Here is a 12,629-nt window from a genome sequence, read left to right on the forward strand (position 1 = left end):
CTCCATCAATGTTATGATGTAACATTATCAGAGGATTTCGATTTTGAAAAGTTATAATGTAACTTTTTATCGAGCAGCAGTCCCGAGGCGCCGAAGTTTGGCGAACCAGCCCTGCTTTTTTGCGGCGCTGGCTTTGTCGGTCATGCCGAAATAGCTGGTGCGGATAGGTCCGCAGCCTGAGAAGGCCAGCACATTGCGGATGAAGAACTTGACACCGTGGGCCCGGAAAAACAGCCGGTAGGCGAAAGCCGGCATGCCCATGGTGACAACCAGGCGGACGGAACACCCCTTCATCAGCTTGCGCCAGGCCACCGGGTCATTGCTTTCAGGCATCAGGTTGGGGCGGAATATCTGCTCGAAGAAGGCCTTGAGGAGCGCCGGCAGGCTGCCAAGCCACAAGGGAAAGATGATCACCAGATGATCGGCCGCGAGGATTTGCTGCTGAACCTGCGTCAGCCCGTCTGGGGTTGGGCCCTTGGTCCAGTCGGCAGGCGACCGCAGGACCGGAAAGTCGAGATCAGCGACGGTGACCCGCGTTACAGAATGGCCGGCGTCTTGCGCGCCGTCACTATAGGCATCTGCAAGGGCGTGGCACAGGTGGGCGGTGGTGGTGTCTGGGTGGCCCTGCAGGACCAGGATATTCTTCGGCTTTGACATATGGATGCGCTCCCATCGGGTTGGCTGCATCCTGCCAGCGGAGAAGTCGCTGTTCCTTGACTGTGATCAACCGGCCCGCGGTCAGGCAGCGGCAGGCAGGCGGAACTTGATCAGGAAACGGCGGGTCATGGGGCGCACCTGCTGGCCGTCGCGGATGGGCGCGTCAAAGCGGGCTTCCATCACGGCCTTTATTGCCGCCAGGTCCAGCTGGCGGTTGACGCCGGAACGGATAATGGCGACATCGGCCACTGTGCCATCAGGAGAAAGACGCACTTGCACGAGGACATCGCCTTCATGTCCCTGCGTCATCGCGAGCCTGGGGTAAGTGATATCAATTACCGTCGGCTCAATATGGGATGCGAGTAGGTCATTCAGTACGATATCGATTGGTTTCGCTTTGTCCGGCCGGGTGCCAACAGACATAACTGTGGCGCGTGCGTTCCTGAAGTCGGCGTCGTTGAAAGATCTGCCCAGGATATTGGGCTCAGGCCAGAAACAGCAGCAAACAGTTCGGTCTTCTCGAACATATCCGCCATCCCAGCCGTCATCGGTGATCATTACATAGTTGAGGTGTGGGAAAGGGGAGGGGCTGGGTATGGTGAAAGGCTTCATGTAGGCAAGGTACGTCACGATACCCAAGATGACGACGGTGACGCCCAACGCAATGAGGCTTGTTCCAATCAGTTTCATGTCAGTCCCTCAAAAAAAGATATAGTATAACATAATATATTAAGAAGGAAGCTGCAACAGGATACTTTAGAGCATGCACTGACTTTAGCCTTGGTTGGAGGAAGCCTGAATAGAGTGGCCCCTCACAGAAAAACGGCGCCCCGAGGGACGCCGTTCTGATGGTTTCTGTGAAACGCGATTAGCCTTTCAGCATCTCTTCGCGGGCTTCTTCAGCGGCGAGATAGCTCTCCCACTGAGTAACCATGCGCTTGTCCTTGCGGTCGGTTGCCATACGCTTGGCAGCCTTGAAGGCCTCGCGGGCTTCCTTGAACTGCTTCAGCTCGGTAAAGGCCTGACCCCGCTGCATGGTAGCAGACAGAATCTTGTCTTTGGCCTTGTCCGACTTGTCGCCCTTGAATGCTTTGATCACATTGTCGAACGAACCAACGGCATCCTGATAGTGTCCAAGCTGCATCTGCACCTGAGCGATCTGGAACCAGAGGTCGCCATCTTCATCGCCTTTTGCGGCTACGGAAAGCGGCTTGAGCGCTTTCTCGTATTCGTAGGCCATCATATAGCACTGACCGAGGATCTTCTCGTTCTTGGGGGATTGCTCGACACGCTTTTCCTTGAAAGCTTTCTCGAGAATCCAGGCACATTTGATTGGAGCACCGCGCGCCAACTGGATCTGGGCAACGTTCACGAGCTGAGTCTCGTTATCGTCGAGGAAGCCTTGCTTGTAGGCTGCTTCCGTCAGCGAGTAGGAGGTCTGCTCCTGGCCCAGTTCCTGGTAGATCCCTGCCAGCTGGGTCCAATAGCGAGGCTTTGGCCAGTTGATCAGGAGAATCTCCAGCACGTCACGGACTTTTTCATACTGACCAAGTTCCCAGTGAGAAGAGAGAGCGATGCTGTACCAGCTTTCTTTCACTTCCACTGTGTCGATGGTCTTGCCCACTTCGATTGCCTGATAGATATAGTTCAGGCACTCTTCGAACTCGTTCCGTACATAGTGCAGGTTGGCAATGAACTGCAGGTTGCTGACGCTGATCAGCGTCGGGTCAACACGGTTCTGCCAGCGCTGGATATATTCCAGCGATTTGTCGAAATCTTCCTCACTATAATAGAGCTGCCCCAGATTATAGATGATGCCGATTTCAAGAGCTTCCGGGATGGAATCCGCGAACCTGAGGATCTCTTCGTAAGCACGGATCGTGCCTTGAACGTCATCTTGCTCGTAGAATACCTGTGCCTTCAACTGCCAGGCCACGGCTTTTTCATAGTCGTTGGCCTTGCGCTCGAGGGCGTCATTCAGGATTTCCATACCTTCCGCATAGTTCTTCAGGTCGATGGCTTCCTGGGCCTTTTGCAGCTTCTTGTGGAAGTCTGCGCTCAGTGCCTGAACCTTGCGGGTTTTTTGCTCACGTCCAGCATCCGCCCGTTGAGCGAACGCTGCTTTTTCACCAAAGATTGGCGTACCTTCCGGCATTGGCAGCGCAGCAAGAACTGCAGCTGCCGCGACGGCCATTGGAAGGGACTTGATGGTCTTGATCATGTTCATGACTTTCTCCTCCCCCCTATTAATCGGCCAAATCGAAGCTGAAGCGGTATTTCACACCGGTCACCTTCTGCGGTTGGCCATTGACGACCTTGGGCTTGTATTTGAACTTCTCTGCAGCTTTCGTTGCAGCGCGCTCAAAATAGCCTTTCGGGTCAGCATCGATGATGATGATGCTCTCAGGCGGTACAGTACCGTCTTCGTTCACCGTCAATTCTACAATCACATAGCCTTCGATGCCGCGCTCTTGCGCCCGACGAGGATATTGTGGTTGCACGCGTACCAGCGGCAGATAGTCACCGTCCTGGCTAGGACCGAGGTCGATGGAACCCAGATCAACACCTGCGCCAGAGTTGGCACGGCCGATCGCCAGGTTCATCTTGTTCGGGCCCTGTAGGTCCACCTGAGGTGTTTCCATCTCCGGCGGTGGGGCTTCCACTTCCGGCGGCTTCTCTACTTTACGCTCCATGCGTTGAGGCGGCTGTTCGTCAATATCCTCCACGACGCTGACAAAGCGCAGGCGCTTTGAGTCGTCGATGTTCACGTCCTGGTCAAAGTTGACCAGGGCCTGCATGAGGAAGAACAAGCCAAAGGTTACGCCAGAAGCGGCAAAGAATGCAGTAGCTAATCTTGCAATCATGATCCTTGCTCCGCTGCTATGGCAATTGTTGGGACGCCAGCATCGCGCACGGCGTCGTACACTTTCATTACCAAACCGGCCTTCGCTTCTTCGTCTGCCTGGATTGCAACAGTCCCTTTCGGGTTCTCACTGTGCAGTTTCTCAACCGCTGTCCGCAGAGCCTCAAGCTCGACAGAGTCACGGTTGATCCAGATTTCGTCGTCAGGCGTGACAGCGATCAAAATACTGACTTGCGTCTGTGGTGTCGCTGTTTCCGCCGACGGCTTTACAACCTGGATCCCGGCTTCCTTTACGAAGACCGCAGTAACGATGAAGAAGATCAGCATGATGAACACGATGTCGAGCATCGGGGTCATGTTGATGTCTGCCTCTTCTTCTTCTCTTTGTGCGTGGTCTCGCATTGTTTTCTCCACTATGCCCCCTGAGGGACTGCCCTTGAGGCGGGGGCTGTGCCCCCACCGGCTTACTTCTTGGGCGTCATTACGACTTTGTCAGTGCCGATCCCGATAGCCATCGCCGCATCATAGATACGGAGCGAGAGGCCAAAATGGGACCCTTCGGCAGCCTGAATAACAACCGGTGCCTCCGGACGCTCCACGCTTTCTTTCTTGATAATCGATGACACGGACGAGATGTCTACATAACGGAAGTCATGCATAATCCGGCCACTGTTATCGATAATGAAAGCGATAGCGCGCTTGTCATCGTCCGGCGGCGGAGGATTTTCAGTATTGTTATCCTCCGGTTTGTTGATCTCCAGACCAGCTTCTTTGACAAAGGTTGCGGTAACGATGAAGAAGATCAGCATGATGAACACGATGTCGAGCATCGGCGTCATGTTAACTTCGGCTTCGTCGCCCCCTTTTGCAAATTTACGCATTGGTCAAACTCCAAATCTGGTCTTAGTGATCCGTTGTCAGGCTATCTTCGAGCCGCTCGGATTCGCGTTTCGCACGACGTTCGATATAGGTGCTGAGGAAGATGCCAGAAAGTGCGGCAACCATACCCGCCATAGTCGGGATTGTTGCTTTGGATACACCTGCTGCCATGGCGCGAGCGTTCGAAGAACCCTGTGTTGCCATAACCTCAAACACTTCAATCATCCCCGTAACCGTACCCAGAAGCCCGATAAGCGGACAAAGGGCAACGAGCGTTTTGATCATGCCAACACCCTGATTCAGGTTGTTGTTGACCTCGGAAATCATGGCAGTGCGGATTTTGTGCGCATACCATGACCGACGCTCGGCACGGGATTCCCATGCATCGACAACGCGATTCTTCTGCTTGTTGTACTCCAGTGCGAAGTACCAAAGACGCTCGACGATTAGCACCCACATAATGAACGTGACGCCAAGCACCAGGAACAGGACGCTACCGCCCCGCTCCATGAAGGCTTGGATCGCGCCGAATGCTTCGTTAAGCGCTAGCATTCGCGTGCTCCTTCTCTGCGTGAACAGCGATGATACCAGCGGATTGTTCTTCCAGTACGTGGATCACGGACTTGGAAGCACCGGCAACGAAGCTGTGCAAGAGCAGAGTAGGGATAGCAACCACGAGACCTTCCACCGTCGTCATCAGTGCGGCGGAGATACCTGCGGCCATCATGCTTGGGTCACCAGTACCGAACAGGGTAATCGCCTGGAAGGTCTGGATCATACCAGTCACTGTACCGAGCAGACCAAACAGTGGTGCTACCGCGGAGATCAGCTTGATCAGCGTCAGGAAGCGCTCAAGGGCAGGCGTTTCCTTCAGGATTGCTTCGTCAAGCTTCAGTTCAAGCGTCTCAACATCAACGTTTTTGTTGCTGTCGTATACGGAGAGAACACGGCCCAGTGGGTTGTTGGTGTCAGCTACGTCAGAACGGATCTGCTTTTTCACCTTGCCGGAAACCAGCATCAGGTAAAGCCACTGAACAACCGCCATCAGAACGCCGATCGCACCCAGTGTCAGGGTCAGGTAACCAATGAAACCACCTTGAGCGAGATACTCAGGGAGTGTTGGCTTCTCAACTTCGAGGTTCAGGATCTGACCACGTGATGGGTCGATCGCGATTTCTGCGAAGCCGCTGGAGGTGTTCTGGAACGGCTCAATCGTGCCGGTCAGACGACCGGAAGGCTGACGCTGCAGCTCTTCAACCGTACCGTCGTTCTTCAGGATGAAGAACTTGCCTTCGCCCACGAGGCCGAAGTCACCGATACGAGTGATTTCTGCAGTATAGGTGTTGCCGTCAACGCCGCGAACGGTGTGGTTGAAGGATTTCACCTGACCGGAACCGATCATCTCCAGAACCATCTGGGATGGCCAAGCGCGGATTTCGTCGATGGATGGCAGCTCAGACGTGGAGGACGCTTTTTCAACAAGTGTGTTGATCGGCGCCATACGGCCAGAGTTGTCGATGGTTACGTGTGAAGACGCGATAACGGATTTGGCGTCACCAGCAGCTTGCTGAAGAACACCGAACAGCTCCTGGAGCTGACCGAGACGCTCGCGCTGGAGTTCCAGCTGACGGGCAATTTCAGTTTCGTTATTGCGGCGAGTCTCTTCGAGACGCGCACTTTCACGCTCCAGGCGCTGCTGTGTCTGGCGCTCTTCGGCCAGAAGCTGAGCCTGTTGCTCTTTGCGGGCCATAAATTCGGCTTCGCGCTCTTTGTGCTGCTGAGTTTCAGTAGCACGGCCTTCTTTAACTTTGCTCAGAAGGCTGTTCAGGTCTGCGGTTTGAGCTTGTGCAGCGGCTGTGAAGCCAAGCACGAGAACTGCAGCAGAGGTCAGAAGTCTTTTCATTGTTATTACTCCCCTTACTGAGCCGGTGCTTTGACAGGCAGTGTCAGCACGTCAATTGGCATCTGGCTGCGAGCCATACGGATGAGTTGCTTAACCGGCGTGCCGAATTCGTCACCCAGCTGTACCCAGGACCGGCTGTTCTGGTCCCAAGTCGCGGTCTCTTTACCGTCTTTAGTCTGGTAGTAGAACGCAACACGACCCACGCGAACGAAGTTCACGCTGCGGCCATCTTCGAGGGTGTCCTCGTAAGCGTTGATCGAACGACCGTACTGAACCTCAGCCTTGTAGGCTTCGAGGATCACGCGGAAGCGCTCAGGATCGCTTACGTTCGGGTCGTCAATCACGTCAGTCAGGTTCGCGAGACGCTCACGGCGCTCGTCGATCTGGAACGGAATATCGAGTTCCACAAACTCAGACAGATCTTTGATCATGTCTTCCATCAGCGGAATCACTTGACGCTTGATTTCGTCAATCTGCCCGATGGAGCGTTTGATTTTCTCGATTTCTTCTTCCTGCTTGGTGATCACCCGGCGCTGTTGAGCGTTGTACGCCCGCAGACCAGCGTTGGTCTTCAGAACCGTTTTGAACTCCGTGTAAAGTTTGGAAGTAGCGTCGGCTGTTTTATCAATAGTAGCCTGGGACGCTTGTGCGATTTTAGTGGCCTGGTTTACCTCGTCTACGATCGACTTCAGGCGTGCATCTTGTGCGTTAGCAGCAGTTGCACCCAGAAGGATCGAGGCAACCGCAGCCGTCGAGACAGCTATACGTTTCACTTTAGCCTTATCCATTTTCTGCCCACATGGGTTTTAACAAAGCTACAGAACTCCCCGTGGAACAGGGCATCCTGCAGCGGATTAAACCTTGCAAAGATGAGGTGCCCGAAGGCCCCAAACCTTTACCCTTTCAAAAATTGGGAGCAAGCCGACAGCTATGCATAGTCCCGGACCCAAGAGCCCGTTCAGTCACAGAGTCGTTTCAAAAGGCTTTCCCGTACCTCTCCCAATTGTGCCGACCACCTCACGGATTTGCTCCGCTTTTTATCTCTTTGTCTCGCCGCCTATATTCCGACCTCGGGGAGGCAGGAGGACGATTTATTATGATTTTCCCCGCCCCCAGAAACTTGCGTCTCTGAAAGTGGAGATGAGACGGGCGGTCCGGCTCGGAGCCTATCATCCAAGAATCTTCTGTGATTCCAAGCAAAAATTTCACTTTTCGTATCAGAATCACGTCAAGCATATAATTTTACTGCGTCCAATCCGTTGGCTGAGTAGACAAAATTAGTATGTAATAATATAACTGATGGCATGCAAAGTCAATTGTTTAGCACGGATGTGTGCCGGTGATAGACGGTGGGATGGGAACAATCAGACTTTGGTCGGTATTGGCAAGAACACACCAAACCATGGTTTAGAATGCATCAGGAACGGGCGGTGTTTTTCTGCTGCAATTCCATCAGGGCCGCCACGACGCCGTGCCACTGATTCTCGGTAGATACCTGAATTGCATGTTCAATTCCCATATGGCTGGACAGACGATTGGCCAACATCCGACTGTCGTCGGAAATGTGACCGGTGTCGAATTCGCCTGCGCTGCCCTGGGGGGTAACACATGAAGATGAACGCATACTGCACACCCTTTACTAACTACATACCTCTCGCTGCCGACTGGCGCCGACAGGAAATATAGTAGAGGCCAGTTCTAAAAATCGGGTTAACAGGTGCTGACGATTTGACCCAAAGCGTGGGCAATTTAATTCCGAAAAAGGGCTCATTTTTCTGCCCCAGCGCGCGCAAAACAATCTCCGGACGAGGGTGATTCGGTAGCAGCCCATGCCAAATAGCCGGAAATTCGTGGTGACTCGCAGTGGCTTAGAGCACTTCAGGCACAAGAGTGACCCGCCGCAAGCCCCGCACACTGTTGCCGATATAGAGTTCGTCCGCCGCCATCAGGTCCGCGCGGCGAATCACTGCTTCCGAAATCTTTGGGCTATGGCCTGAAAGCAGAGCCTGCCGAAACGTCCCGGCCAGCAGCCCGCACGTCTGCGCGGGGGTCAGCCACTGGCCGTCCCTGACGATGAAGACAGTGCTGATGGCGCCTTCCGTCAGCTCATCGCGCTCGTTGAAGAACAGGATGTCCTCAAAGCCGGCCTTGAAGGCGCGGGCGAAAGCGCCGTCATAGAGCGTGCGGTTGGTGGTCTTGTGGAACAGGAACACATCGTCTGATCGCGCCCGGTCCTTGGCCAGGCACACACGCCCGGTCCCGGCCTGGGGCACCAGGGTTGTGCTGGTAACGGTCACGGCGCCGGATTGACCGAGCAGCAGCCGCACCCGGCGCGGCGTGTCCATGGGCAGAAAGGCCTCGCGGTGCGCGTCCAGCATGGCCATGACCGCCTCGCGGTCGAACGCAAAGTCGAAATAACCGGCGCTGGCCTCAAGCCGCGCCAGGTGCGCGTCCAAGAGGTCAAAGCTGCAGTCCGTGTCCAGCCTCATGGTCTCGATCAGCGAAAAGTCTTTGGCGTTTTTGGCTTCTGTCTTTGTGAAGCGCGCCTTCAGCAGGCATTCCTGATATTCACCGGCCGGGTCGCTGTCTGCCACCACGCCGCTGCCCACACTTAACCGGCCATGGCCGTCCGGCCCGAAAGCCAGCGTGCGAATCGGCACATTGAGGGACCAGTCCATCTGGCCGTCACTGCCCGGACTGAAGTGGCCGATGGCGCCGCAGTAGACACCCCGGGGTGCCGCTTCGAGTTCAGCGATAACTTCCATTGCCCGCACCTTGGGCGCGCCGGTGACCGACCCGCAGGGGAACAGCGCCGCCAAGAGCGCAGACGGCGTCAGCGCCGTGTCCGCTTCTGCCTCGATGGTGGAGGTCATCTGCCACAGCGTGGGGTAGCGCTCGGTCTCAAACAGGCCCGTCACCTTAACGCTGCCGGGGCGGCTGATGCGGCTGAGGTCATTCCTGATCAGGTCAACGATCATCAGGTTCTCGGCGCGGGATTTCTCGTCAGCCTTCAACTCAGTCGCCACCGTCTGATCATCCGCAGGTGTCAGCCCCCGGGGCGCGGTGCCTTTCATGGGCTTGCCGGTGAGCCTGTCGCCCTGGCGCCTGACGAACAGTTCGGGCGACAGCGACAGCACCTTATGGCCACCATGTTCCGCGCCGGTGTCGATATAGGCACCAAAAGGCACCGGCTGGCTGGCGCGCAGGCGTTCATACAGCGCCAGCGCATCGCCCTCAAGTCGGCAGGGCAGCGGGAAGGTATGGTTGATCTGATAAACGTCGCCAGCTTCGATATAGGCGTGAACCTGCGCGAGTGCCGCCAGATAGTCTGCTTCGGAGACCGGCGAATCGCCGATCTCCAATGTGGCCATATGCTGGTTGCCGCGCCGGGCATTGAAGAAAGCCTCACGTGCCTCACCGGGTGTCAGCTCTGTGCGTGTCCGGGTGGCCATCATCCAGATCAGCGGCTCATCCGCGCGCGCGGTCATCTGCGGCTTCAGCCGCGGCTCAAAGTGCGCAGCGCATTCATACGCTATCCAGCCCGCCAGATGCAGGCCGTCCGCGAGCGCCGCGTCCATGGCGGCCAGCGCTGCGCCCACCTCATCCAGGGTCTCGGCCACAATCACGCGCTCAGGATCACAGAACAACAATGACCGTCCCGCCCGGTGCGCCGGGCGGCTGTCGTCAAGGAGCACCATCGGTGCATTTCTGAAATCACTTACTGGCATAGGGGCAAAGGGCGCGCTGGCCTGCCTTCCGTTATTTAGTTACTATTGAAACTGTCGGGCTGGCGGATTAGAACCAGTTCCCAAAATCCGGGTCCTTATGAGACAGACCCACCGGCGCGTCAATATGGCGTGCTTTATAATAAAAGGGAAACCCTGATGCCCCTAACCAAACCCGAAGCCACCGACGTGCGCCCCATCGTTGACCCTGCTGAGCTTGAGACCATCACGGATCTCTATGACCGGGTGCAGTGGCTGTCGTCCTGGACCATCCATCACGCCAACAATATCCGCGAAAGCCGCGACGGCCTGAAGGTAGGCGGTCACCAGGCCTCAAGTGCGTCGCTCGCGGCCATCATGTGCGCGCTTTATTTTGGTGTGCTGCGGCCCGAGGATCGGGTGGCGGTCAAGCCGCACGCCAGCCCGGTGTTCCATGCCATCCAGTATCTGTTCGGCAAGCAGACGCGCGACCAGCTTGAGCGTTTCCGCGCGCTCGGCGGTGCCCAAAGCTACCCAAGCCGCACCAAGGATATCGACGATGTGGATTTCTCCACCGGGTCCGTCGGGCTTGGCGTTGCCATGACGGCCTTCGCCTCCATGGTGCAGGACCATCTGATCGACCGCGGCATTGTGAGTGCCGACAAGGCCGGCCGCATGATCGCCCTGATGGGCGACGCGGAGCTGGACGAAGGCAATATCTATGAAGCGCTGATCGAAGGCTACAAGCATAACCTGAGGAACTGCTGGTGGGTGATCGACTATAACCGCCAGAGCCTCGATTCGATCACGTCCGACCGCATGTTCACCCGCTTCACCGACATCTTCGAGACCACGGGCTGGAAGGTGATCAACATCAAATACGGCAAGAAGCAGCAGGCGGCGTTTAAGAAGCCGGGCGGGATTGCACTCCGCGACTGGATCGATGCCTGCCCCAACACGCTCTATAGCGCGCTGACCTACAAGGGCGGGGCTGCTTGGCGCGATCGCCTGATGGCGGATATCGGGTCGAAACGCGGGGTGAAGAAGCTCTTGGACGGCTATTCGGACGACGCGCTGCAGACGCTGATGACCAACCTGGGCGGCCACGATATTGAGCTTCTTCTGGAGACCTTCCGCTCCATCGACAGCGATCAGCCGCACTGTTTCATCTGCTATACGGTCAAAGGGTACGGCCTGCCGTTCCAGGGCCACAAGGACAACCATTCGGGCCTGATGAACCCATCCCAGATGGCTGAACTGCAGGCGCAAATGGGCGTGCCCGAGGGGCGCGAGTGGGAACCGTTTGCCGGCATGGAAGACAAGGCCGCGCATCTTGAGAACTTCCTGAAGAAGGTTCCTTTCAACCAGCCAGCCACCCGCCGTCATGACGCACCGACCCTGAAGCTTGAGGATGCGCTCGAGCCCGGTACGGGCAAACAGTCGACCCAGGTGGCTTTCGGCAAGATCATGAATGCGCTCGGGAAGGGCACCAGTCCGCTGGCGGACCGCATCATCACCACCAGCCCGGACGTGACGGTGTCCACCAATCTGGGCGGTTGGGTGAACCAGCGCGGTATCTACAGCCGTGACCTGATGGAAGATGTCTTCAAGGCTGAAAAGGTAGTCAGCCCACAAATCTGGCAAGGCCACGGCAAGGGCCAGCATATGGAGCTGGGGATCGCTGAGAACAATCTGTTCCTTGCGCTCGCGGCCATGGGCCTTTCCGGCAGCCTGTTCGGCGAACGCCTGATTCCCGTGGGTACGCTGTATGACCCCTTCATCAACCGCGGTTTGGATGCGCTCAATTACGCCTGTTACCAGGACGCCCGCTTCATGCTGGTGGCGACACCAAGCGGATTGACGCTCGCACCCGAAGGCGGTGCGCACCAGTCGATCCATACGCCGGTCATCGGTATGGCGCAGGACAAGCTTGTCTATTTCGAGCCCGCCTATACGGACGAGCTGGCGGCCATCATGGCCTGGGGCTTTGACTATATGCAGCAGCCGGACGGCAGCTCGATCTATCTGCGCCTGTCGACCCGCGCACTGGCGCAGCCCGAGCGGGACGGCGATGCCTGGCAGGCCGACCTGCTGAAGGGCGCCTATTGGGAACACACCCCGGAAGAGGGCGCTGAGCTGGCCATCATCTATACCGGCGCCGTGGCGCCTGAGGCGAACGCCGCCCTCCAGGAAATTCTGGAGGACGTGCCGGGTGCGGGGCTTATGGCTGTGCCGTCGCCCGACCTTCTGCACAAGGACTGGTCGGAAAGCGTGCGTTCGCTGGGCCGGGACGGTGTGCGGCGGGAAAGCCATATTGGCCGCCTGCTTTCTGGCCTGTCCCCCAATGCCGGGATTGTCACCGTCATCGACGGTGCGCCCACCACCCTCAGCTGGATCGGCGGCGTGAAGGGGCACCGCACCATGCCGTTGGGGGTCGATGAATTCGGCCAGTCGGGCGATATTGATGACCTGTACGACCGCTACCGCATCGGCACGGACGCCATTCTGGATGCCTGCGCATCTGTCTTCACCGCGCGGTAACGGCTTCCAAAATTGGCCCTATCAAAAATCCAGAAACCGGTCCTCCCTTCAGGGCCGGTTTTATGGTTGGCTGTGGCAAACT

12 protein-coding genes are annotated in these 12,629 nt (G+C 56.8%); 1 reads left to right on the forward strand and 11 read right to left on the reverse strand.

All coding sequences use genetic code 11. The annotated features are described in order from the left end of the window. Positions 1-66 precede the first annotated feature (66 nt). The 11 genes from B3Z17_RS13470 to pabB all read right to left on the reverse strand — a co-directional run bounded on the left by B3Z17_RS13470 (position 67) and on the right by pabB (position 10,000). Positions 67-657: an NAD(P)H-dependent oxidoreductase gene (locus B3Z17_RS13470; protein ID WP_286830274.1), complete on the reverse strand. Its 591-nt coding sequence runs from the start codon at positions 655-657 to the stop codon at positions 67-69. A gap of 81 nt (positions 658-738) precedes the next feature. Further along, the gene (locus B3Z17_RS13475; RefSeq protein ID WP_286830276.1) at positions 739-1,347 is read right to left on the reverse strand and encodes an energy transducer TonB; all 609 of its coding nucleotides are present in this window, start codon (positions 1,345-1,347) and stop codon (positions 739-741) included. 178 nt (positions 1,348-1,525) lie between these two features. Next, positions 1,526-2,884 (reverse strand): tetratricopeptide repeat protein, encoded by a 1,359-nt coding sequence (locus B3Z17_RS13480; protein WP_286830277.1) that lies wholly within the window; start codon positions 2,882-2,884, stop codon positions 1,526-1,528. Between the two features lie 19 nt (positions 2,885-2,903). Beyond that, complete coding sequence (locus B3Z17_RS13485) at positions 2,904-3,521, reverse strand: energy transducer TonB (protein ID WP_286830279.1); 618 nt, start codon at positions 3,519-3,521, stop codon at positions 2,904-2,906. Continuing rightward, positions 3,518-3,922: an ExbD/TolR family protein gene (locus B3Z17_RS13490; RefSeq protein WP_286830281.1), complete on the reverse strand. Its 405-nt coding sequence runs from the start codon at positions 3,920-3,922 to the stop codon at positions 3,518-3,520. The genes B3Z17_RS13485 and B3Z17_RS13490 overlap by 4 nt, the downstream gene beginning before the upstream one ends. Before the next feature lie 62 nt (positions 3,923-3,984). Further along, a complete protein-coding gene (locus B3Z17_RS13495; RefSeq protein ID WP_068301837.1) occupies positions 3,985-4,401 on the reverse strand; it encodes an ExbD/TolR family protein in 417 nt (138 codons plus the stop codon). A 22-nt stretch (positions 4,402-4,423) separates the two neighbouring features. Beyond that, a complete protein-coding gene (locus B3Z17_RS13500) occupies positions 4,424-4,951 on the reverse strand; it encodes a MotA/TolQ/ExbB proton channel family protein (protein ID WP_068301849.1) in 528 nt (175 codons plus the stop codon). Continuing rightward, the gene (locus B3Z17_RS13505; RefSeq protein ID WP_286830283.1) at positions 4,938-6,302 is read right to left on the reverse strand and encodes a MotA/TolQ/ExbB proton channel family protein; all 1,365 of its coding nucleotides are present in this window, start codon (positions 6,300-6,302) and stop codon (positions 4,938-4,940) included. Before B3Z17_RS13505 ends, B3Z17_RS13500 begins: the two co-directional genes overlap by 14 nt. Positions 6,303-6,316: 14 nt before the next feature. Beyond that, positions 6,317-7,075, reverse strand: a complete 759-nt coding sequence (locus B3Z17_RS13510; RefSeq protein ID WP_286830284.1) for a DUF3450 domain-containing protein — start codon at positions 7,073-7,075, stop codon at positions 6,317-6,319. Between the two features lie 644 nt (positions 7,076-7,719). Beyond that, entirely contained in the window at positions 7,720-7,926 is a 207-nt protein-coding gene (locus B3Z17_RS13515) for a hypothetical protein (protein ID WP_068301858.1), read from the reverse strand. Positions 7,927-8,170: 244 nt separating this feature from the next. After that, positions 8,171-10,000: an aminodeoxychorismate synthase component I gene (gene pabB, locus B3Z17_RS13520; RefSeq protein WP_286830285.1), complete on the reverse strand. Its 1,830-nt coding sequence runs from the start codon at positions 9,998-10,000 to the stop codon at positions 8,171-8,173. Positions 10,001-10,186: 186 nt separating this feature from the next. Between pabB and B3Z17_RS13525 the strand changes: the two genes are divergently transcribed. Then, positions 10,187-12,547 carry a hypothetical protein gene (locus tag B3Z17_RS13525; RefSeq protein WP_286830286.1) on the forward strand — a complete coding sequence of 787 codons (2,361 nt, stop codon included), beginning with the start codon at positions 10,187-10,189 and terminating at the stop codon, positions 12,545-12,547. The last annotated feature ends 82 nt before the right edge of the window (positions 12,548-12,629 follow it).

This window comes from Kordiimonas sp. UBA4487 (genome assembly GCF_002389025.1).
Classification (GTDB): Bacteria; Pseudomonadota; Alphaproteobacteria; order Sphingomonadales; family Kordiimonadaceae; genus Kordiimonas; species Kordiimonas lacus.

Bases quoted from the DNA above. Each gene is read 5' to 3' on its own strand.
- B3Z17_RS13480 (WP_286830277.1), bottom strand. From the start codon at position 2,884: ATGAACATGATCAAGACCATCAAGTCCCTTCCAATGGCCGTCGCGGCA.
- B3Z17_RS13525 (WP_286830286.1), top strand. From the start codon at position 10,187: ATGCCCCTAACCAAACCCGAAGCCACCGACGTGCGCCCCATCGTTGAC.
- B3Z17_RS13490 (WP_286830281.1), bottom strand. From the start codon at position 3,922: ATGCGAGACCACGCACAAAGAGAAGAAGAAGAGGCAGACATCAACATG.
- B3Z17_RS13485 (WP_286830279.1), bottom strand. From the start codon at position 3,521: ATGATTGCAAGATTAGCTACTGCATTCTTTGCCGCTTCTGGCGTAACC.
- B3Z17_RS13475 (WP_286830276.1), bottom strand. From the start codon at position 1,347: ATGAAACTGATTGGAACAAGCCTCATTGCGTTGGGCGTCACCGTCGTC.
- B3Z17_RS13505 (WP_286830283.1), bottom strand. From the start codon at position 6,302: ATGAAAAGACTTCTGACCTCTGCTGCAGTTCTCGTGCTTGGCTTCACA.
- B3Z17_RS13495 (WP_068301837.1), bottom strand. From the start codon at position 4,401: ATGCGTAAATTTGCAAAAGGGGGCGACGAAGCCGAAGTTAACATGACG.
- pabB (WP_286830285.1), bottom strand. From the start codon at position 10,000: ATGGTGCTCCTTGACGACAGCCGCCCGGCGCACCGGGCGGGACGGTCA.
- B3Z17_RS13500 (WP_068301849.1), bottom strand. From the start codon at position 4,951: ATGCTAGCGCTTAACGAAGCATTCGGCGCGATCCAAGCCTTCATGGAG.
- B3Z17_RS13515 (WP_068301858.1), bottom strand. From the start codon at position 7,926: ATGCGTTCATCTTCATGTGTTACCCCCCAGGGCAGCGCAGGCGAATTC.
- B3Z17_RS13470 (WP_286830274.1), bottom strand. From the start codon at position 657: ATGTCAAAGCCGAAGAATATCCTGGTCCTGCAGGGCCACCCAGACACC.